The sequence below is a fragment of the Sphingomonas sp. CFBP 8765 genome, from assembly GCF_014841445.1.
GTDB lineage: Bacteria > Pseudomonadota > Alphaproteobacteria > Sphingomonadales > Sphingomonadaceae > Sphingomonas > Sphingomonas aerolata.
This window is the reverse complement of sequence record NZ_JACYTY010000004.1, coordinates 330645-352111: the sequence shown is the minus strand read 5'-3', so window position 1 is coordinate 352111 and position 21467 is coordinate 330645. Positions and strand designations below refer to the sequence as shown.

At 67.7% G+C, this 21467-nt stretch carries 15 protein-coding genes; 12 read left to right on the top strand and 3 right to left on the bottom strand.

Going from position 1 to position 21467, the window contains the following annotated elements:
- Window positions 1-42: 42 nt before the first annotated feature.
- Window positions 43-2646 carry an outer membrane protein assembly factor BamA gene (gene bamA, locus IFT87_RS12900; RefSeq protein ID WP_192008745.1) on the top strand — a complete coding sequence of 868 codons (2604 nt, stop codon included), beginning with the start codon at window positions 43-45 and terminating at the stop codon, window positions 2644-2646.
- Window positions 2647-2852: 206 nt separating this feature from the next.
- The gene (locus tag IFT87_RS12895; RefSeq protein ID WP_037532182.1) at window positions 2853-3689 is read left to right on the top strand and encodes a glycoside hydrolase family 16 protein; all 837 of its coding nucleotides are present in this window, start codon (window positions 2853-2855) and stop codon (window positions 3687-3689) included.
- A gap of 12 nt (window positions 3690-3701) precedes the next feature.
- Here the strand turns inward: IFT87_RS12895 and IFT87_RS12890 are convergent, their stop codons facing one another.
- Window positions 3702-4925 (bottom strand): MFS transporter, encoded by a 1224-nt coding sequence (locus tag IFT87_RS12890; RefSeq protein WP_192008743.1) that lies wholly within the window; start codon window positions 4923-4925, stop codon window positions 3702-3704.
- Between the two features lie 77 nt (window positions 4926-5002).
- Window positions 5003-7300 (bottom strand): beta-glucosidase, encoded by a 2298-nt coding sequence (locus IFT87_RS12885; protein WP_249403332.1) that lies wholly within the window; start codon window positions 7298-7300, stop codon window positions 5003-5005.
- Window positions 7301-7698: 398 nt separating this feature from the next.
- Here IFT87_RS12885 and IFT87_RS12880 point away from each other — a divergent pair, with 398 nt between their 5' ends.
- The 7 genes from IFT87_RS12880 (at window position 7699) to IFT87_RS12850 (ending at window position 17783) form a co-directional block, all read left to right on the top strand.
- A complete protein-coding gene (locus IFT87_RS12880) occupies window positions 7699-10560 on the top strand; it encodes a TonB-dependent receptor (RefSeq protein ID WP_426290652.1) in 2862 nt (953 codons plus the stop codon).
- A gap of 111 nt (window positions 10561-10671) precedes the next feature.
- A complete protein-coding gene (locus IFT87_RS12875; RefSeq protein ID WP_192008741.1) occupies window positions 10672-12225 on the top strand; it encodes a tryptophan halogenase family protein in 1554 nt (517 codons plus the stop codon).
- Complete coding sequence (locus IFT87_RS12870; protein ID WP_037530955.1) at window positions 12225-12941, top strand: SapC family protein; 717 nt, start codon at window positions 12225-12227, stop codon at window positions 12939-12941. The genes IFT87_RS12875 and IFT87_RS12870 overlap by 1 nt, the downstream gene beginning before the upstream one ends.
- The gene (locus IFT87_RS12865) at window positions 12934-13968 is read left to right on the top strand and encodes a cupin-like domain-containing protein (RefSeq protein WP_192008739.1); all 1035 of its coding nucleotides are present in this window, start codon (window positions 12934-12936) and stop codon (window positions 13966-13968) included. The genes IFT87_RS12870 and IFT87_RS12865 overlap by 8 nt, the downstream gene beginning before the upstream one ends.
- The gene (locus tag IFT87_RS12860; RefSeq protein ID WP_192008737.1) at window positions 13965-15482 is read left to right on the top strand and encodes a tryptophan halogenase family protein; all 1518 of its coding nucleotides are present in this window, start codon (window positions 13965-13967) and stop codon (window positions 15480-15482) included. The genes IFT87_RS12865 and IFT87_RS12860 overlap by 4 nt, the downstream gene beginning before the upstream one ends.
- Complete coding sequence (locus tag IFT87_RS12855; protein WP_192008735.1) at window positions 15475-16533, top strand: LacI family DNA-binding transcriptional regulator; 1059 nt, start codon at window positions 15475-15477, stop codon at window positions 16531-16533. Before IFT87_RS12860 ends, IFT87_RS12855 begins: the two co-directional genes overlap by 8 nt.
- 155 nt (window positions 16534-16688) lie before the next feature.
- Window positions 16689-17783 (top strand): metallophosphoesterase, encoded by a 1095-nt coding sequence (locus IFT87_RS12850; protein ID WP_197975254.1) that lies wholly within the window; start codon window positions 16689-16691, stop codon window positions 17781-17783.
- On the opposite strand, the gene IFT87_RS12845 is transcribed toward IFT87_RS12850, so the two are convergent.
- Complete coding sequence (locus tag IFT87_RS12845; protein ID WP_192008733.1) at window positions 17746-19017, bottom strand: NAD(P)/FAD-dependent oxidoreductase; 1272 nt, start codon at window positions 19015-19017, stop codon at window positions 17746-17748. The two genes, IFT87_RS12850 and IFT87_RS12845, sit on opposite strands and share 38 nt — an antisense overlap.
- Window positions 19018-19213: 196 nt before the next feature.
- On the opposite strand from IFT87_RS12845, the gene IFT87_RS12840 reads away from it, so the two are divergent.
- The 3 genes from IFT87_RS12840 to IFT87_RS12830 all read left to right on the top strand — a co-directional run bounded on the left by IFT87_RS12840 (window position 19214) and on the right by IFT87_RS12830 (window position 21453).
- Complete coding sequence (locus IFT87_RS12840; protein ID WP_249403331.1) at window positions 19214-19774, top strand: gluconokinase; 561 nt, start codon at window positions 19214-19216, stop codon at window positions 19772-19774.
- 84 nt (window positions 19775-19858) lie between these two features.
- Complete coding sequence (locus IFT87_RS12835) at window positions 19859-20968, top strand: Gfo/Idh/MocA family protein (RefSeq protein ID WP_342211160.1); 1110 nt, start codon at window positions 19859-19861, stop codon at window positions 20966-20968.
- Window positions 20968-21453 (top strand): cupin domain-containing protein, encoded by a 486-nt coding sequence (locus IFT87_RS12830; RefSeq protein ID WP_192008729.1) that lies wholly within the window; start codon window positions 20968-20970, stop codon window positions 21451-21453. Before IFT87_RS12835 ends, IFT87_RS12830 begins: the two co-directional genes overlap by 1 nt.
- The last annotated feature ends 14 nt before the right edge of the window (window positions 21454-21467 follow it).

Genomic DNA, 21467 nt, shown 5'->3' with positions numbered 1-21467 from the left:
CATCGCCCGCCCAGGCGCCCGGTCTCACCCGGAGACCTCCCCATGATGTTCGAATTTGGCGCCAGTACGATGGCCCTAGCCTTGGCCGGCACGATCGGCGGCACGGCGGTCGCAGCGCCCGTCCAGCATGCGAAGCCCCCCGCCCCGACGCCACCAGCCGGTGCCGCCGTCCGGACGATCCGAACCTTGCGCATCGAGGGCGCGCAGCGGATCGAGCCCGAGACCGTGCTGAGCTACACCAAATTGCGCGCCGGCATCCCCTATACGGCGGAGACGCTCGATCAGGCGCTCAAGGATCTTCAGGCGAGCGACCTGTTCGCCGATTATTCGATCGCCGGCGTCGAGGACGGCAATATCGTCGTCCGCATCCGCGAGAACCCGATCGTCAACCGCATCGTCGTCGAGGGCAACAAGGCGCTCAAGAGCGACAAGATCACCAAGGAGATCAGGCTCGCACCGCGGCAGATCTTCACGCGCAGCGCGGTGCGGCAGGATGTCGCGCGGATCGTCGAACTCTATCGCCGGCAGGGCCGCTTCGCCGCGATGGTCGATCCGAAGATGGTCAGCCTCGATCAGAACCGCGTCGACATCGTCTTCGAGGTCAGCGAGGGCCCGAAATCGAAGGTCCGCCAGATCAACATCCTCGGCAACAGCGTGTTTTGGGACGCACAAATTCGCGGGCAGATGGCGACCAAACAGGCACGGCTCAGCCGCATGCTGTCGTCCGCAACCAGCTACGACCAGGATCGCCTGAGCTACGACCAGCAGAAGCTGCGGCAATTTTATCTGACGCAGGGCTATGCCGATTTCCGCGTGACGTCCGCGGTTGCCGAACTCACCCCGGACAAGAAGGACTTCATCATCACCTATGTGGTGGAGGAGGGCAAACGCTACACATTCGGCGCCGTCACCGTCGACAGCCAGATCCGCGACTTCGACAGCAGCAAGCTCGCCGCGACGCTGCCGCTGAAAAAGGGCGCTTGGTATAACGCCAAGCAGGTCGAGGACGCGGTCGACAGCCTAAGCCAGACCGCAGGCCTGTTCGGCTACGCCTTCACCGAGGTCAATCCGGAGTTCCAGAAGGACGCCGACACGCTGACGATGGGGATCAACCTCAACATCGCCGAAGCCAAGCGAACCTATGTCGAACGCGTCGAGATCAACGGCAACACACAAACCAAGGACAAGGTCGTGCGGCGCGAGATCCGCCTGGCGGAGGGCGACGCGTTCAACAGCTTCCAGGTCAAACGCTCGGAGGACCGGATCAATTCGCTCGGTTATTTCCAGGACAAGACGGAGATCAAGCAGAAGCCCGGCTCCGCGGCCGATCGCGTCATCCTCGAGACCAACCTCGAAGAAAAATCGAGCGGCGAGCTTCAGCTCTCGGCCGGCTATTCCAGCCTGGAGAATTTCATCGCGTCCGCCACGATCACCCAGCGCAACTTCCGCGGCATGGGACAGGAGCTACGGGCCGGAGTCAGCTATTCGAGCTATTCGAAATCGGTCAATCTCGGCTTCACCGAACCCTATCTGTTCGACACCAACATCGCACTGGGCGGCGACATATTCCGGCGGGATTACAGCTCGTACAGCACCACCGGCGACACCGACAGCACGACCTATGAACAGATCTCGACCGGGTTCCAGATCCGCGCGGCGGTGCCGCTGACCGAATATTGGTCGGCCACCGCACGCTATGGCCTGTCCTATGATCAGGTCACGCTCGACGCGGACACCTATTATACCAACGGCGCGTGCGATCCCGCGGTCGCCGGCCAGTATCTGTGCGACGCGGTCGGCAATCGCTGGACCTCGTCGATCGGCTATTCGCTGGTGTTCGACAGCACGAACAGCCGCACCCGCCCGTCCAAGGGCAGCAAATTCAGCGTCAGCCAGGATTTCGCGGGCCTCGGCGGCGACACACGGTATCTCCGCAGCACCGCCAACTATTCGAAATATGTCGATCTCGGCTCGCGCTTCATCCTCACCGCGCACGCCGAAGGCGGCTATATCAGGGGGCTCGGGCAGCAGGTGCGACTGACCGACCGCTTCTATCTGGGCGATCCCCAGATGCGCGGCTTCGATATCCGCGGCGTCGGGCCGCGCGTCACGCGGACCTATTACGACACCAGCACGATCCCTGCGACGATCTCGACCGACAGCAGTTCGAACACGCAGACCGCGCTGGGCGGCACGGCCTATTACCAGGCCCGCCTCGAGGTCGAGCTCCCGCTGGGCTCGGGCGCGCGCGAACTCGGCCTGCGCCCCTCCGTCTACATGGACGTCGGCGCGGTGTTCGGCGGCAGGACGCCGACGCTGACCGACAGCTGTGCCGCCGCGAACGCGACCTCGATCGCGTGCGTCGCCGCGACGCGTCAATACACCGACAGCGCCGGCAACCTGCTCTACCTCGATTCCGCCGGTGCAAGCACGACGACCAACACCGGCACGCCTTACAGCTATTCGCTCGGCGCCTATCGCGAGACCTATACGGGCAATAGCGCCAGCCCGCGGCTGTCGGTCGGCATCGGCGTCAACTGGGCCTCCCCGTTCGGCCCGCTGCGGATCGATCTCGCCAAGGCACTGCTCAAGGCCGATGGCAACGACAGCAAGCTGATCACCTTCAATATCGGTGGCCAGTTCTAGTGTGCACGGCGTCCCGCCGCGAAACGCCCTGCGCGTGGGGAAGCCGCCCGGTTGAGCTTGCCGCGGGGCTGCCCTAGACCCGTCACGCCACCGTCTAGCGTCCGCACATCGCGGCGACGATCCGGGGCATGATGGAGAGCGCCGCCCATGTGTCCTGACCCCGCCCCGAAGTGCAAAGCTGCGAAGCCCCCGACGGCGGTGACACGATGATCCTCCTGCTGCTGGCCGCGCAGGCCGCGACGCTCGGTGCGACCAATTACGGGCTCGACGCACCGATGCCGACGCCCAAGACGACGCCAGCCTTTGCCGACGAATTCAACGGGCGGACGATCGATCGCCGCAAATGGCGGTTCGACACCTCGCGCAATGCCGAGGGCTGGGCCAATCACGAGCGTCAATATTATGCCAAGGACCGGCCCCGGAATGCACGGATCGAAAAGGGCTCTCTGATCATCGAGGCGCGTCGCGAGACGCTGTCCAAGGCGCGCTTCCCCGACTGGGGCGGCCAGAGCTACAGCTCGGCGAAGCTCGTCTCTCGGGTGCCACGCGGCTATGGCTTCTATGAAGTCCGCGCGATGCTGCCCTGCGGTCGCGGCAGCTGGCCCGCGGTCTGGCTGCTGCCAAGCGGCGGCCGCTGGCCCGACGAGGGCGAGATCGACATCGTCGAGCTGGTCGGATGGGACCCGAACGTCGTCCATGCGACGGTGCACAGCGGTGCGTTCAACCACACCAAGGGCACGCAGCGCGGCGCGCAGAAGCGCGTGGCGACCGCCTGCACCCGCTATCATCGCTATCAGCTCGACTGGCGCGCCGATGTCATCACGATCGGCGTCGACGGCCGCGCGGTCATGCGCGTCGCCAATGACCAGCCCGGCGGCAAGGCGGCCTGGCCGTTCACCCGGCCCTATGACCTGATCCTCAACCTTGCGGTCGGCGGCGACTGGGGCGGGCAGAAGGGGATCGACGACACCGCCTTCCCGCAGCGCATGGCGGTCGACTATGTCCGCTACTGGCGCCCTGCCCCGAACCGGTCGCGCCGCTGATCGCCGTCGGCCTCAGCGCCGCCCCCGCGCGGCGAGCAGGATCATCCCCCCGCCCAGCGTCAGCACTGCGAGCACGATCAGCACCGCGTCGAAATCGCGCGGCGTCGCCAGCGCCCAGGTGATCACCGGCCCGAGCAGCCCGGGCAGAGTGTTGGCGAGGTTGAGCAGCCCGAGGTCGCGCCCGCGGTGCCGCGCGCTCGGCAACAGCTGCATCGCAAAGCCCGCATGCAGCGCCAGGAAGACGGAGGTCCCGCCCGTATAGACGCAGAACGCCGCCGCACCGCTAGTGAAGTCGCGCGCCGCCATCATCGCGATCAGCCCCGCCGCCGCGACCAGCGCCGCCGCGAACAGGAACGGCTTGGTCCGCCCGGTCCGATCGGCAAGCCGGCCGACGAGCACCGCGATCGGCAGCGGCACGCTATAGGCGACGATCATTACCGTCCCCATCCGCGCGGCGAGCACCGACTCCGGTACCGACGGCGCGACGGTTTCGAAATAATAGAGCAGATAGACGAACAGCGCGCTGCCCGCGACCTGCACGAGCAGCCGCGCGGTCCAGGCGAGCAGCAGATCGCGCCGCAGCATCGACCGCAACACCGGCGGCGGCGCCCCCGCCTGCCGCGTCCCGCGCACGACGACGAGCGGAAGCGTGCACGCAGCGACGGTGACCGCGATCACCGCGAACCGCGCCGGCTCGCCGAACCGGCTCGCCCCGACCAGCGCGGCGGACAGCGTCGCCGCGACCGGATTGGCCATCGCCAGCAGCCCGCCCGCGACCCCCTTGCGGCCATCGGGCACCTCCTCGGCGATGATCGCCATCAGCGGCGCGATCACCGCGTTCAGCGCGACCTGGAACAGGACGATCCCCGCCACCAGCAAGGCAGGCGTGGTCGCGACCGCGAGCCCCGCATAGGACGCCATCGTCGCGACGACGCCCCCCGCCATGATCCCGCGGCGGCCCCCGCCCCGGCTCACCGACCGGTCGCCCAGCCAGCCAAAGCCGATATTCGCCACGCTCGCCGCGATCGCTCCCGCGATCACTGTCACCGTCAGCAGATCGAGCCGACCGTCGCCCGCCACCTGATCGACCTTGATCGGCAGCAGCAGCGTCAGCAGCGGCAGATAGCCGACGACCGCCCCCGCATAAGCGAGCGCGCAGACGAGGAGGAAAGCTGCCGGTCGCGGCGTGGGCGACGGTAACCGACTATGCGGGGGAGAGAAAACGGAACGCGGCACGATGGCGCCCTTGTGACCCGCTCGCCGTCGTCGGGCAACTCCCGAACCACCCCCGCCGCCGCTGGTCTAAGCCCCGGTCAGGGTTTCATCGTCATCGGCTCGAGCGTCGTCGTCAGCAGCTGCGACCGGTCCGCGGCATCATGCGCCAGCGCGACGCGGTAGCGGCCCCCGGCAATCCGCCAGCCCGGCAGCGCGGTGTCGTACTGCGCGACGACCCGCGGCTCCGCGGTCAGCGTCACGCGCCGCGACTCGCCCGGTTTGAGCGTCAGCCGTGTGAACCCCGCAAGCCGCATCGGCGTCGCCGTCCCCGCCCCGTTCGCCGCCGCCTGCGCGACATAGATCTGCGGGACGTCCGCACCCGCACGGCGCCCGGTATTGACGACGTCGAACGTCACGCTGAGCCGCCGGCCGCCGGTCACCACCGGGTTGCGATAGGCGAAGCTGGTGAAGCTCAGCCCGTGCCCGAAGGCGAACAGCGGCCGCTGGCGCTGCTTCTCGTACCAGCGATAGCCGACGTCCGCGCCCTCGACATAGTCGACCGGAAAGCTTTCGAGCTGGATCGCGGCGGCGTTCGCCGGATTGGCGGCCGCCTGCGCGTCGACTGACGTCAGCCGGTCGAGGCCGACCGGTGCCGGGCGTGGCGCCTGGGTCGCGGCGGCGGGGAAGGTGATCGGCAGCCGGCCCGACGGCGACACCCGGCCGGTCAGGATGTTCGCGATCGCCTCGCCGCCACGCTGTCCCGGATACCAGGCCTGCAGCACCGCCGGCACCGCATCGATCCAGGGCATCAGCACCGGTCCGCCGGTTTCGAGCACCGCCACCGTCCGCGGCTGCGCCTTCGCCACCGCCGCGATCAGCGCGTCCTGATTGTCGGGCAGCGACAGCGTCGGCACGTCCTGCGCCTCGGTCGTCCACTGCGTCGCAAAGACGATCGCCATGTCCGCGTCACGGGCGGCGCGCGCCGCCGCATCCGTGTCCTTGCCGTCGACAAAGGTCACCACCGCGCCCGGCATCGCCGCGGTGATCGCCCGGAGCGGCGACGAGGCATGATAGGTATAGCGCGCGAACGACATCGCCGCGCCCGAGGTCAGCGGGATCTCGATCGGCGCGCCGCCGACCGAGCGGACCTGGCTCGATCCCCCGCCCGACAGCACGCCAACGTCCGCTCGTCCACCGATCAGCACGATGCGTTTGGCGGTACGCGCGATCGGCAGCATCTCGCGGTCGTTCTTGAGCAGCACGATCCCCGCTTCCGCCGCCTCCTGCGCCACGGTGGCATGGCGCGCATAGGGGATCGGCGCCTCTGCGGCGGGCATCGGCGTGTCATAGGCGCCGGTTTCGATCAGGCCGGTCAGATAGCGGACGATCATGTCGTCGAGCCTCGCCTGCGATACGCTGCCGTCGGCCACCGCGGCCTTGAGCGGCGCGCCGAAGTAGATCGCCTTGTCGAGTTCCTGTCCCGACTGCTGGTCGAGCCCCGCATTGGCCGCCTTCGCAGTTGAATGGACCGCACCCCAGTCGCTCATCACCCAGCCGCGATAGCCCCAGTCGCGCTTGAGCACGTCGGTCACCAGATGCTTGTTCTCGCACGCCCAGTCGCCATTGACCTTGTTGTACGCGCACATCACCGATCCCGGTTTCCCGCGCTCGATCGCGATCTGGAACGCGAGCAGGTCGCTCATCCGCAGATCGGCCTCGCCGATCCGCGCGTCGACGACCATGCGACCGGTCTCCTGCGCATTGAGCGCGAGGTGCTTGACCGTCGAGACGATGTGGTTCGACTGGACCCCGGCGATATGCGCCCCCGCCATCGAGCCAGCCAGCAGCGGATCCTCGCCGAGATATTCGAAGTTGCGCCCGTTCCACGGATCGCGCGTCAGGTTGACGCCCCCTGCCAGCAGCACGTTGAACCGCTTCGCCCGCGCCTCCGCACCGATCATCGCACCGCCTGCGCGCGCGATTTCGGGGTCGAAGCTCGCGGCGGTGGCAAGTCCGGACGGCAACGCGGTCGCGACGTCGCCCTTGCGCTGTTCGACCTGATTGGCGACGCCGAGCGACGCGTCGCTCTCGCGGACCAGCGGCACGCCCAGCCGCGCGATGCCGTCGATATGACCCGCCGACGGGATCAGCGTGTCCGTCGTCTTGCCTGCCGCCATTGGCGGGAACAGGCCGTGTGCCAGCTTGATCTTCTCGTCGATCGTCATCCGCGCGACGATCGCCGCGGCACGCCGTCGCGCATCGGGTCCGGCGTCCTGCGCCGCCGTCGCTGGCGCCTTGGGCGGAGCCACCTTCGCAGGCGTCTCGCGCGCCTCGACCATGGCGGCGATCCCCATCAGCGACACGCCCAGCATCAGCGCCCGATACCCCGTCGACATCCTCATTCCCTTCCGGTTTTTCGCCTCCCCCTGCGGACTGCGACACGCGTCCGGCCGGGCTGTGGCACCATTGTCACTATTCACAGCATATTTAGTGAACGTTCACAACCAGCAGCCCAAATCCTTGACACGAATCGCGAAAAGGGAAAGTGAACGTTCACACGGAAGGCGCACTCATAGCGTCGGCTACAGGGAGGATTACCATGCGTGGCTTCACGGCTCGCTCGCTTTCGCGTCTTGTCATCGGCACATCGGCACTGGCGCTCGCCGCCATCCCCGGCGTCGCTCTGGCGCAGGATGCCGCAGCCACGGTCGGCAATCCCGGCCCGTCCGACATCGATCCGCAGGCCGCACCCGCCACGCCCGCCGATCCGAATGCGGTCACCGACGACATCGTCGTGACCGGCATCCGCGCGTCGCTGCGCGAGGCGATCGACATCAAGCGCAACGGCCAGGGCGTGGTCGACGCGATCTCGTCCGAGGATATCGGCAAGTTCCCCGATACCAACCTCGCGGAATCGCTCCAGCGCATCACCGGCGTCTCGATCGACCGCTCGAACGGCGAAGGCTCGACGGTCACGGTCCGCGGCTTTGGTCCTGAGTACAACCTCGTCACGCTCAACGGTCGCCAGATGCCGACCTCGACGCTCGGCGACGGCGCCAGCGCGCCCGCCTCGCGCTCGTTCGACTTCGCCAACCTCGCCTCCGAAGGCGTTGCCGCGGTCGAGGTCTACAAGACCGGTCGCGCCGCGGTCCCGTCGGGTGGGATCGGCTCGTCGATCAACATCCGCACCCCGCGTCCGATCGACAAGCCCGGCACGCGCGGCAGCGTCGCCGTCAAGGGCGTGCTCGACAGCTCGCGCAACGGCAAGGATCCGATCACCCCCGAAGTGTCGGGCATCCTGTCCACGACCTTCGCCGACGACCGGATCGGCGTCCTGCTCAGCGGCGCCTATCAGCGGCGCAAGGCGAGCAACAATTCGGCGGGCGTCGGCTTCCGCGACGGCTTTCTCGGCGCGGAGAACAACTGGGGCACGCTCGCCCAGCCCGGCACGCCCGGCGGTGCCAACATTACCAACCGTCCCGGCCCGACCGACGTCTACGAAATCCCGCAAAGCGCCAATTACGATGTCGTCGACATCGATCGCGAGCGCATCAATGGCCAGCTCGTGCTGCAGGCCAAGCCGACCGACACGCTGACCGCCACGCTCGACTTCACCTATTCGAGCAACAAGGTCGAAGTCCGCAACAGCAGCGTCGGTATCTGGTTCAACTTCGGCGACACGCGCAGCGCCTGGACCGATGGTCCCGCGGCTGGCCCGGTCTTCTATTCGGAGAATTTCGCGCCCGGCAAGGATCTGTCGTACAGCAGCTCGCTGACCGCGAACAAGTCCGAGAACAAGTCGCTCGGCGGCAACCTGACCTGGGAAGCGCCCGGCAACGTCACGATGTCGCTCGACGCGCATCATTCGACCGCGGTGTCGAAGCCGACCAATGATTACGGCAGCAGCACGTCGATCGGTGGCGCGATCTTCGGCGTCCAGTCGCAGACGATCAATTTCGAGAAGGACCTGCCGGTCATCTCGTACCAGATGTATCCCGGCATTGACCCGCTGAACGCGTCGCTGATCACGCCGACCGGCAACGCGTTCCGCAACGCCTATTTCAAGAACGAGATCAACCAGCTCCAGCTGAAGGGTCATTACGACCACGACGGCGATTTCCTGAGCAGCATCGACTGGGGCTTTTCCTATGTCGATAACAAGGTGCGCTCGGCTTACGGCTTCATCCAGAACGAGACCTGGGGCGGTGTCGACCCGCGCGGTGCGTCGTTCGGCGCGGCGGCCGTGCCCGACGATTTCTTCAACCTCACCAGCCTGCCCGACAAGTTCAAGGGTGTCGCCGGATCGAACGATCCCGCGCTGCCGCCGTCGATCTACACGTTCAATTTCGAGCAGATGGCCGAACTGCTGCGCTCGCAATATGCGATCTGCAGCGCACCGCAGACGGGCGTCGCGGCGGAAGGCACCTGTCTTGCCAATTACACCAACGATCGCCGCATCCGCGAACGCACGATCTCGCCCTATATTCAGTTCAACGGCAAGTTCGACATGTTCTCGATGCCGGCGCACCTCATCGGCGGCGTCCGCTATGACGAGACGCAGGTGAACTCGTCGGCGCTGGTGCCGATCCCGAACGGTACGCGCTGGACGGGCGCGAACGAATTCGCGCTCACCTACGGCGCCAATTCGTTCACCTCGCTGAAGGGCCGCTATCACAACTGGTTGCCCGCGGTCGATTTCGACATCGAACCGCTCCGCAACGTCAAGCTGCGCGCGTCGTACAGCCACACGATCACGCGCGCCGATTACGGCAGCCTGCAGGGTGGCCTTAACATCGATTCCAACCCGCGCATCGGCGGCGGCACGGGCAGCCAGGGCAATCCGAACCTCGTCCCCTTCAAGTCGAAGAACATCGATCTGTCGGCGGAATGGTATTACGGTGCCGAAAGCTACATCTCGGTCGGCTATTTCAACAAGGACGTGAAGAACTTCATCGGCACGACGCAGGTCAACACGTCCGCGTTCAACCTGCGCAACCCGGGCTCGGGCCCCCGCTATCGTCAGGCGGTCGCAGCACTTGGAACGACGGACAACCTCCAGGTTCGCGACTACATCCTGCGCAACTTCCCCGCCTCGTCGCAGGTCACGGGCACCAGCGATTCCGGTCTGCTGAACGGCAACATCTTCGGTCTGCCCGAGGACGATCTGTTCAACTTCCAGCTGAGCCAGCCGTTCAACAGCGACCAGACCGCCAATATCGACGGGTGGGAGTTCGCGCTGCAGCACAGGCTCTGGAACACCGGGCTCGGCGTCATCCTGAACTACACGATAGTCAATGGCGACGCGAAGTATGACAACACGCTCGATCCGAACATCGGCCAGTTCGCGCTGACCGGGCTCAGCGACAGCGCCAACGCGGTCGCCTATTACGACAAGAACGGCATCCAAGCGCGTGTGGCCTATAACTGGCGCGGCGAATTCTATGCCGGCGGCGCCTTTGACCCGCTCTATGTCGAATCCTATGGGCAGGTCGACGCCAGCGCGAGCTATCAGGTCACCACGGGGCTCGCCGTGTTCGGCGAGGTCATCAACCTCACCGGCCAGGGCCGTCGCGGTCATCGCCGGTCGGACAATTTCGCCACCTTCGCGCAGCCGGGCTATGCCCGCTACGCAGCCGGCCTGCGGTTCAACTTCTGATCCGCGGCGCAGCCGGCCTACGGAACGACCACTCCCCCGCGGGGGGTGGTCTTTTCGGCGCCTTGGCGGCACACAATGACAGTGTCGGACATGCAAACTGACGGGCTGGACATGGATCGGGCGATCACCTCGATCGTGATCGTCGGCGGTGGCACCGCCGGATGGCTCGCCGCGTGCCTCATCGCCGCCCGCGCGGACCGCGATGCGGAGCATCCGCTTCAGGTTACCCTGATCGAGTCGCCTGACGTCGCGACAATCGGCGTGGGCGAAGGCACATGGCCGACGATGCGCCGCACGCTCGAGCGGATCGGCATCTCCGAAACCGAATTCCTCCTCGCCTGCGATGCCGCGTTCAAACAGGGATCGCGCTTCGACGGCTGGCGCACCGGCGCGCCCGACGACCGCTATCTCCACCCCTTCACGGCTCCCGCCGATGCAGCCCCCCGCGATCTCGCCTCGGCCTGGTCCGACAGCGGTCTGGCCTTTGCCGAAGCGCTCTGCGCGCAACATGCCGTCTGCAGCCAGGACCTTGCCCCGCGTCAGCGCGCGATGCCCGATTATGCGGGCACGCTGAACTATGCCTATCATCTCGATGCCGGCAAGTTCGCCGCCCTGCTCGCCCGCCACGCGACCGAACGGCTCGGGGTGCGCCACCTGCGCGACCATGTCGTCGGCGTCGATGGCGCGGCCGATGGCGACATCGCCGCGGTCCGCACGCGCGTATCGGGCCGGATCGAAGGCGACCTGTTCCTCGATTGCACGGGTCATGCCGCACTGCTGATCGGCGAGCATTACGGCGTCGGCACGATCGACCGCGGACGCGAACTCTTCAACGACCGCGCGCTCGCAGTCCAGCTGCCGGTCGCCGCCGATAGCGTGATCGCGTCGCAGACCAATGCCACCGCGCACGCCGCGGGTTGGATCTGGGATATCGGCCTGCCCGCGCGACGCGGCATCGGCTGCGTCTATTCGTCCGCGCATCTCGACGACGACGCGGCGGCGGACACGCTTACCCGCTATCTGCGCGCGACGGCCCCCGACGCACCACTCCCCGACTTTCGCCCCCTGCGGTTCCAGTCGCGCCACCGCAACCGCTTCTGGCACCGCAACTGCCTTGCGATCGGTCTGTCCGCCGGCTTCCTCGAGCCGCTCGAGGCGTCTGCGATCGTGCTCGTCGAGCTGTCGGTCGAGGCGCTGCTCGACAATTTCCCGGCGACCCGCCGCACGATGGATCTCCACGCCGCGCGCTTCAACACGCTGTTCCGCTATCGCTGGGACCGGATCGTCGAGTTCCTCAAACTGCACTATGTCCTCAGCCAGCGCGACGAACCCTATTGGCGTGATCACCGCGATCCCGGCTCGATCCCGCCGCGTCTCGCCGACCTACTGCTGCTTTGGGCCGACCATCCCCCGTCGCACGCCGATTTCCCGATGGTCGACGAGATCTTTCCCGCGGCGAGCTATCAATACGTGCTCTACGGCATGGGCTTTCCCGCGCCGCGCCGCACGCCAGTCCGCACGGGCGCGCGCGGGGCCGCCGACATGCTCGTGCAGCAGGTCGACCGGCACGGTCGCATGCTCGCCGCCGCCCTGCCGACCAATCGCGCCTATCTCGATGCCCTGCGGCATGCGATGACAAGCGCTACCATGGAAACGAGAGCCTGATGCCCGACCACGCGATCCTGACGCCCGAAGAGCACCGCGACCTGCGGATCCGCACCGACCGGTCGGATGCGCTGGGCGACGCCGTGATGGCGTGCATCACCGTCCCCAGCGAGTTCCGCCGTGTCCAGACGCATTATCCAATCCTCTTCCAGCGCGACCAGACGCGCGACGGCTTCACCGCGCTCGCGATGTTCGGGTTCGAAGCGGGCGAAAACCTGTTTCTCGACGGCGACCGCTGGGATGCCCGCTATCGCCCGCTCGCGATCGACAGCCAGCCCTTCCTCGTCGGTCGGGGGCCGGAGGGCTCGTCGCTGCGCCAGGTGCATATCGACATGGCGAGCCCGCGGATCGGCGCCGGCGAAGGCATGCGCGTATTCGACGATACCGGTCGCCCGACGCCGTTTCTCGAACGCATCGCCGATCAATTGCGCGCGCTCGACGAGGATTATGTCGCCGCGACCGCGTTCTTCGCCGCGCTCCAGCGTCACGACCTGCTCGAACCGCTGACGCTCGACGTCACGCTCGACGATGGCTCGAAGAACCGGCTGGTCGGCTATCACGTCATCGACGAGGACCGCCTGGAAGCGCTCGATCCCGCATCCGTCGCCGAGCTCCACGCCGAAGGCCATCTGTTGCCGATCTTCATGGCGCTCGCCTCGCTCGGCCAGATCGGGGATCTCGTCGCGCGCAAGAACCGACGGCTCGCGCATGGCTGACGCCGGCACCGCGGGGATCTTCGCCGCCCTGCCGCGGATCCGCGAAGTCGACATCAGCGGGCCGGCGGCGCTCGACACGCTGCTGCGCGAGGCGACGACGCCGTTCATCGTCCGCGGGCTCGTTGCCGACTGGCCGATGGTCGAGGCCGGTCGCCAGTCGGGACGCGCGGCGCGCGACTATATCGAGCGCCATGCCCGGCCCACGCCCTTTGCCGTCTCGGTCGGCGCGTCGCAGAGCGGCGGCCGGCTGTTCTACGGCGACATGCAGGGCATGAACTTCCAGATGATGCGCGCGCCGCTGCCCGAGATCTTCGCGCGGATGACCGAGAACGAAGGGGTGGACGGCGCACCGTCCATCTATCTCGCCTCGATCGACATGCAGAATTTCTTCACCGGACTGCACGAGGCCAATCACGTCGATCTCGGCGACCGCACGCCGCTCGCGAGCATCTGGATGGGCACGCCGACCCGGATCGCGGCGCATAACGACGCGCCCGACAATCTCGCCTGCGTCGCGGTCGGTCGTCGCCGCTTCACGCTGTTTCCGCGCGACCAGTTCCGCAATCTCTATCTCGGTCCGGTCGACAATACCCCCGCGGGCCGCGCGGTGAGCATGGTCGACTTCCACGACCCCGACTTCGCCGCCTATCCCGGCTTTCGCGATGCGCTGGCGCAGGCGCAGGTCGCCGAACTCGACGCCGGCGACGCGCTCTACATCCCGGCCTTGTGGTGGCACCATGTCGAGGGGCTTTCGGACTTCAACGTGCTGGTGAACTACTGGTGGCGCGACACGCCCCGCTGGCTCGGCCAGCCGCAGGATGCGCTCAACCACGCGCTGCTCGCGATCCGCGACCTGCCTGAGGACGAGAAACGGCACTGGCGCGCGATGTTCGATCACTATGTCTTTTCGGAAGACCCCGCGGTCGCGGCGCATATCCCCGAAGCCGAGCGCGGCGTCCTCGCCCCGCTCACCCCCGACAGCGCAGGCAAGCTGCGCGCCTTCCTCCTGAGAGCACTCAGCCGATGACCACGCCCCCGATCCACCGCGTCGTCATTGCCGGCGGCGGCACCGCCGGCTGGATGGCCGCCGCCGCGATCGCGCGGACGATGGGCCGCACGGTCGCGGTGACGCTGGTCGAGTCCGAGGCGATCGGCACCGTCGGCGTCGGCGAATCGACGATCCCGCCGATCGTGACGTTCAACCGCCTGCTTGGGATCAACGAAGCCGAGTTCATGCGAGAGACGCAGGCGACGTTCAAGCTCGGCATCCTCTTCGACAACTGGAAGGATCGCGGCGAAACCTATTTCCATTCGTTCGGCACGACCGGCAAGGATCACTGGTCTGCGGGCTTCCAGCATTTCTGGCTGCACGGGCTGACGCGCGGCCATCACCAGCCGTTCGACGATTACTGCCTCGAACTGCGCGCCGCATTGCAGGGCAAGTTCGCGCATCTGCCCGATGGCCGGATGAACTATGCCTATCAGCTCGACTCGGGTCTCTACGCCCGCTTCCTGCGCAAGATGGCGGAGGCCGACGGCACGACCCGGGTCGAGGGCAGGATCGCGCAGGTCGAGCTGAACGGCGAAAGCGGCGACATTGCCGCGCTGACGCTCGACTCGGGCGCTCGGATCGAGGGCGACCTGTTCCTCGACTGCACCGGCTTTCGCGCGCTGCTGATCGAACAGGCGCTGCATGCCGGGTTCGACGACTGGACGCATTTCCTGCCGTGCGATTCCGCGATCGCGGTCCAGACCGAGAGCGTCCGGCCCGCTCTGCCCTATACCCGCGCGATCGCGCACGATGCCGGATGGCAATGGCGCATTCCGCTGCAGCACCGCACCGGCAACGGCATCGTCTATTGCAGCCGCTATCTCGATCACGATGCCGCGCTCGAGCGTCTGCTCGGCACCGTCGAGGGACCAACCCTGACCGAGCCGAACAGGATCCGCTTCGTCACCGGCGCGCGACGCCAGCAATGGCACCGCAACTGCGTCGCGATCGGCTTGGCCGGGGGGTTCATGGAGCCGCTCGAATCGACGAGCATCCATCTGATCCAGCGCGCCATCCTCCGTCTGCTGCGGATGTTCCCATCGGCCGGGATCAGTCCGCGCGACGTCGCCGAATTCAACGAACAGCAGCATACCGACATGCTGCAGATCCGCGATTTCCTGATCCTCCACTACAAGGCGACCAACCGCCGCGACAGCGCCTTCTGGCGACAATGCGCGTCGATGCCGGTGCCCGATTCGCTCGCGCACAAGATCGCACTCTTCCGCGAGACCGGCCGCGTCTTCCGCAAGAATGACGAGCTGTTCGCCGAGAACAGCTGGGTCCAGGTGATGCTCGGCCAGGGCATCGTGCCGCAAAGCTATCACCCGATCGCGACCAAGATGCGCGACGACGAACTCGTGCGACTGCTCGGCGGGCTGCGCGACACGACCAACGCGACCGTCGATGCGCTGCCGGACCATGCCGCCTATGTCGCGCATTACTGCAGCACCGCGCCGTCTGCCTCGGCGGGATCCCCGCATCTTGGCTAGGCGCCGTCAGGCCGTGACGATCAAGCACGTTGCAGCGGACGCCGGCGTCTCGCTGCAGACGGTCAGTCGCGTCGTCAACAAGGAGACCGGCGTCCGCCCGCAAATGGCCGAGCGTGTGCAGGCGTCGATCGATCGGCTCGGCTATGTTCCCTCGATCGCCGCGCAGCGGATGGGCGGTTCGCGCTCCTATCTGATCCTCGCGCTCAACGACCGTGAACGCACGATCGCCGACTGGCGCGCGCGGCAGGGGACCGACTGGGTCGACCAGATGCTGCTCGGCGGGATGCTGACCTGCGCCGAACATGGCTATCGCCTGATCGTCGAGCTGGTCGATACGCATAGCGATCATATCGAACGCGAGCTGCTGGGCGCGATCGCCGCGCTGCAGCCCGACGGGGTGATCCTCACCCCACCGCATTCGGGCAATCCGCTGATCATCGATCTGCTCGCGGCGCAGGACATCCGGTTCGTGCGGATCGGCTCGATCAGCGAAGGGCCCGGCGTGCGCCTGATGATGGACGACGCGCGCGCGGCGCGGATCGCGACCGAGCATCTCGTCGCGCTCGGCCACCGGCGGATCGGCTTCATCGCCGGGCCTGCCGAGTATGAACTCAGCGGCTGGCGCGTCGATGGCTGGCGCGCGGCGATGGAGGATGCGGGCCTCGACAGCACCGATCTGCTCGCATCGGGGGATTTCAGCCATGCCTCGGGCCGGGCCGCCGCCCGTACGCTGCTCGCGCTGCCCGAGCCGCCGACCGCGATCATCGGCAGCAACGATCAGATGACGCTCGCGACGCTCGAACTGGCGCGCGAAACCGGGTTGCGTGTGCCTGAGGATCTGTCGCTGATCAGCTTCGACGACACGCCGATCATCCGCCTCGCCCACCCGCCGCTGACCGCGATCGTCCAGCCGATTGCCGAGGCGTCGGCGCGCGCGGTGAGCCTGATCATCGCCGGGCTGGCGGGCGATCCCACGCCGGACGCACCGATCACCGTCGCGGCGGAACTGACGGTGCGCCGTTCGACCGCGCGCCCACCCGCGAGCGGCTGACCGGTCTGCCTCGCGCCGGCGGGTCCGGCGGGCCTTGCGACGCACGGCCAACTCCCCCACAGGCGGCGCGGGGACGAACGGAGACCGTCATTTTCAATCTCATTTTCGCGACGCCCTGCCTGGTCGTCCTTGCCCGCTGGCTCTGGCCGCTGTCGATGTCGCTCTGGCTCAAGGCCGGCGTGGCGCTGCTCCTGCTGTTCGCCTCGCAGTTCCATTTCTGGAACCGGCTGTCCTCGGGATCGATCTTCGCCCCCGAATTTCCGCGCAGCGTCGTCATCCTGTTCAACTGGGCGTTCGCGGCGATCGTGCTGCTCGCGATGCTCCAGCTGCTGCTCGACATCGGCACGCTCGCGACCGCGATCCTGCGTCGCAGCACCACCGCCGCGCCCGACGGGCTGCGCTACGCGATTGCGGTGCTCGCGGCGCTGATCTCCGCGATCGGCGTCTCGAACGCGCTCCGCGTGCCGCCGGTCAAGGACGTCGCGGTCACGATCGCCGGACTGCCGCCGCGGTTCGAGGGGTATCGCATCCTCCAGCTCACCGATCTTCACATCAGCCGGCTGTTCCCCGCGCGCTGGGCCGAGGCGGTGGTCACCCGCGCCAATGCGGCGGGCACCGACCTGATCGTCGTCACCGGCGATTTCATCGACGGATCGGTCGCGATGCGTCGCGCCGACGTCGCCCCGCTACGCGCGCTCCGCGCGCCCGACGGCGTCTATGCGATCCCGGGCAATCACGAATATTTCTTCGATTACGCCGCCTGGATGCGGCACCTCGACGGGCTCGGCTTCCGGATGCTCCCCAACAGCCACGCCGTACTGTCCCGCGGCGACGCGCAGCTCGTGCTTGCAGGACTCACCGATCTCTCCGCCCCCTCGGTCGGCCAGCCGGGCCCCGATCTCGACGGCGCGTTGCGGGGCGCGCCGGCCGGTGCGCCGGTGCTCCTGCTCGATCACCAGCCACGCAATGCGCGCAACGCCGCAGCGCACGGCGTCGCGCTCCAGCTGTCGGGGCATACGCATGGCGGCGTCGCGCCCGGCTTCGACCGCCTGTTCGCGCGCGCCAATGGCGGGTTCGTATCCGGCCGCTACGACGTCGCGGGGATGACGCTCTATGTCGGCAACGGCACCGGCCTGTGGCCGGGCTTCGCGGTCCGGCTCGGCCGCCCGTCAGAGATGACGCGCTTCACGCTGCACGCCGCCGGGCCGGACCTCAATCCGCGGGCACCAGCGTCTTCAGGTCGACCGTGATGTCGGCCAGCAGCGCCAGCTCGACCCGCGCCGACGCGACCACCAGCGCCCGCCCCTGCACATAATCCCGCGTCTTGTTGACGCAGTCGAGCGCGATCACCCGCCCCGCCTTCAGATATACCACCGAGAAGCTGCGGCTCGCCGGGTCGCCGCGCAGCAGCGCGAGATCATGCCCCGTCGACAGCCCGACGCTCTGAAGTTTCAGGTCATACTGGTTCGACCAGAACCACGGCACTGCGCCATAGGCCTCCTCCACGCCGGTCAGCGCCTTGGCGACGATCGCCGCCTGGTCGTTCGCGTTCTGCACCGATTCCACGCGGATCACGTCCCCGCCGGCAAAGCGGCTGGCGTGCGCCGCGCAATCCCCGACCGCAAAGACATCGGCCAGGCTCGTGCGACACTGCGCGTCGACCATCACCCCGTTACCGCCCGCCGAACCGGCCCCTGCGGCGATCAGCGGCGCGACCGCGGGCACGATACCGATCCCGACGATGACCATCTCGCACGGCAGCACCGTATCGTCCGCCAGCCGCACGCCCGACGCGGCTCCGCCAGCGCCCTCGATCGCCGCCACCGTCACGCCGGTCCGCAGATCGACGCCGTGCGCGCGGTGCTCAGCCTCGTAGAAACGCGACAGCGCCGCCCCCGCCACCCGCGCGAGCACCCGGTCCTGCGCCTCGAGCACCGTCACCTGCTTGCCGAGCTTGGTCAGCACCGCCGCCGCCTCGAGCCCGATATAGCCGCCCCCGACGACCACGACCCGCGTGACGCCGGGCAGTTCGGCGATCATCCGGTCGACATCGTCGCGCGTGCGCACTCCGTGCACCCCGGCAAGATCATGCCCGTCGCACCCCAGCCGCCGCGGCGATCCCCCCGCGGCCCAGACGAGCGTGCCATAGTGCAGGCTCGTCTCGTCGGCGCTCTCGCTCGACTGCGCGTCGACATGGCTGACGCAGTGCGCGGCCGCGTCGACCCGGGTCACCCGGCGCCCGGGGATCAGCGTGATCCCGCGCTCCCCCCAGAAGCTGGCCGGACGCAATAGGATGCGATCGAACGCCTTGTCGCCGGCCAGATAGTCCTTCGACAGTGGCGGCCGCTCATAGGGGGGCGACGTCTCGTCGCCGATCAGACCGATCGTCCCCGCATAGCCGCGTTGCCGCAGCGCGATCGCGACCTGCGCACCGGCATGGCCGGCCCCGACGATCAGGACGTCATGATGATTGCGAGCGGACATGCATCGACCTCTGTGATTGGCTGGTCTCGATGCCCGTCCCGACGCCGGTCGACAAGGGCGCGACGATGGTCGTAATGGCCAATCATCGCGATCGACCGGATAGAGGCCTGGAACCAGGCGCCGCCGGACGCGCTCAACCCGCAAGTCAGGAACTGTGCAAACCACCCCCTCCCCCCTAGCCCGCTCCGCTGACGGCATGCCCCGCACCGTCCCGCGCCGTTGCGCGATCATCGTCATGGGCGTCAGCGGCAGCGGCAAGTCGACGCTCGGCCAGCGTCTCGCCGATCAGACCGGCCACCGCTTCCTCGAGGGCGATGGCTTCCACAGCGCGGAGGCGGTCGCAAAGATGCGCGCCGGCCATCCGCTCGACGACGCCGACCGATGGCCCTGGCTCGACCGCGTCGGTCACGCGATCGGCGATGCGGTCGCGGCGGACGGCTTCGCGGTCGCCGCCTGCTCTGCGCTGAAGCGGGTCTATCGCGAGCGGCTCCACGATGCGGCGGGCGTCCCGCTGCTGTTCGTGCTGCTCGACACGGATCCGGCGGAACTCGCGCGACGGCTCGGCGCGCGCGCGGGGCATTACATGCCGGCCAGCCTGCTCGACAGCCAGCGCGCGACGCTCGAGCGCCCGGGGCCCGACGAAACCGCGATCACGCTCGATGCGCAGGCGACGCCCGACACGCTGGTACGCGACGTCTGGGCCTGGATCGATGACCGCGCCAGCGCGGATGGCGCTAACGGCACGGATCGGCGATAAGATCGACCAAGGTCGTAATGGCCATAGGGCAACTGGTAGCCGAACAGGGTGGCCGACAGCGCTTGCAGGATGGGGGATCTGATCGTGACGATAGGACGACGCGAATTTGTCATCGGCGCAACCGCGCTGGCCGCGGTGCCCGCGATCACGCAGGCGGCTGACCCGACGCGCAAGCTCGGCTATGCGATCGTCGGGCTGGGCTATTACGGGCTCGACGTCATCATTCCCGAATTCGCCAAATGCGCGCACAGCCGGCTCGCCGCGGTGGTCAGCGGTGACCCCGCCAAGGCGCGCCGCGTCGCGGCGGCGCATGGCCTGCCCGACCGGTCCGTCTACAGCTATGCAACCTTCGACCGGATCCGCGACAACCCCGATATCGATATCGTCTATATCTGCCTGCCCAACGCGATGCATGCCGAGTACACAATCCGCGCCGCGCGCGCCGGCAAGCATGTGCTGTGCGAAAAGCCGATGGCGGTCTCGGTCGCCGAATGCGAGGCGATGATCGCGGCCTGCAAGGCGGCGGATCGCAAGCTGATGATCGGCTATCGCTGCCATTTCGAGCCCTGCAATGTCGAGGCGATGCGGCGCGCGCGCGCGGGGACGATGGGCAAGACGCGCTATGTCCGGTCCGAACACGGCTTCGTCCAGCGCGATCCGTCGAAGTGGCGGCTGAACAAGGCGCTGGCCGGCGGCGGCTCGCTGATGGACATGGGCATCTACAGCCTCCAGGCGGCGCGCTACATGACCGGCGAGGAGCCCGTCGCGGTGACCGCGCGCGAGTCCACCGATCGCACCGATCCACGATTTCGCGAAGTCGAGGACATGATCGACTGGACGCTCGAATTCCCGTCCGGCGCGATCGCCAGCTGCCAGTCGATGTACAGCGCGAACCAGAACCACATCCTGTTTATGGGCGAACGCGGGCGGATCGAGCTCGAACCCGCGACCCGCTATGCCGACAACAGGATGTGGACGGGCGCCGACGGGCGCGAGCGCGATGTCACGCCAGCGGCGTCGGGCCGCACCCAGTTCGCCGGCCAGCTCGATCATCTCGTCACCTGCATCCGCACCGGCCGAGAACCGATCGTGTCGGGTGCGGAGGGCCTGCGCGACCTGCGTATCGTCGAGGCGATCTATCGCTCGGCGCGCGAAGGGCGGACGATCCGGCTGGCGTCGGGCACCAAGGCGTGATGCGCCTCCTGCTCGCGCTGGCGACGCTCGCGATCGCCACAGTCGCCTCGGCACAGGAAGCGGCGCGCGATTTCGCCGCGGCGACCGATATCCCCCGCGCGGTCGCGGCGCTCGAAGCGACGATGAAACCGGGTCAGGGCTTTGCGATGCAGACGCTCGTCAACGGCGGGGGCAGCGTCGTCGCGCTCGAATATTGGAAAGCCGAAGGCCGTCCCGCGGTGCACCCCGATGAGAATGAATATGCGACTGTCGTCGCGGGATCGGGGACGTTGCTTTCGGGCGGACGCCTGGTCGATCCGCATGTCGTCAACCCCGGCCTGACCGACGGCGCGCGGATCGAGGGCGGCACGACCCGCGCGCTCCGCCCCGGCGACGTCCTGCTTATCCCCGCCGGCGTTCCGCACGGCTTCGGTGTCGGCGCGAACGGGCTGGTCCTGCTCGGTATCAAGATCACGCCGCGCCGACCGGCTGCCCCTGCGCGATAAGATGCGTCTGCCAA

What these genes read in the sequence shown, in the direction of transcription:
- bamA (WP_192008745.1), top strand. Translation starts at nt 43, where the DNA reads ATGATGTTCGAATTTGGCGCCAGTACGATGGCCCTAGCCTTGGCCGGC.
- IFT87_RS12895 (WP_037532182.1), top strand. Translation starts at nt 2,853, where the DNA reads ATGATCCTCCTGCTGCTGGCCGCGCAGGCCGCGACGCTCGGTGCGACC.
- IFT87_RS12885 (WP_249403332.1), bottom strand. Translation starts at nt 7,300, where the DNA reads ATGTCGACGGGGTATCGGGCGCTGATGCTGGGCGTGTCGCTGATGGGG.
- IFT87_RS12875 (WP_192008741.1), top strand. Translation starts at nt 10,672, where the DNA reads ATGGATCGGGCGATCACCTCGATCGTGATCGTCGGCGGTGGCACCGCC.
- IFT87_RS12870 (WP_037530955.1), top strand. Translation starts at nt 12,225, where the DNA reads ATGCCCGACCACGCGATCCTGACGCCCGAAGAGCACCGCGACCTGCGG.
- IFT87_RS12865 (WP_192008739.1), top strand. Translation starts at nt 12,934, where the DNA reads ATGGCTGACGCCGGCACCGCGGGGATCTTCGCCGCCCTGCCGCGGATC.
- IFT87_RS12860 (WP_192008737.1), top strand. Translation starts at nt 13,965, where the DNA reads ATGACCACGCCCCCGATCCACCGCGTCGTCATTGCCGGCGGCGGCACC.
- IFT87_RS12850 (WP_197975254.1), top strand. Translation starts at nt 16,689, where the DNA reads ATGTCGCTCTGGCTCAAGGCCGGCGTGGCGCTGCTCCTGCTGTTCGCC.
- IFT87_RS12845 (WP_192008733.1), bottom strand. Translation starts at nt 19,017, where the DNA reads ATGTCCGCTCGCAATCATCATGACGTCCTGATCGTCGGGGCCGGCCAT.
- IFT87_RS12840 (WP_249403331.1), top strand. Translation starts at nt 19,214, where the DNA reads ATGCCCCGCACCGTCCCGCGCCGTTGCGCGATCATCGTCATGGGCGTC.
- IFT87_RS12830 (WP_192008729.1), top strand. Translation starts at nt 20,968, where the DNA reads ATGCGCCTCCTGCTCGCGCTGGCGACGCTCGCGATCGCCACAGTCGCC.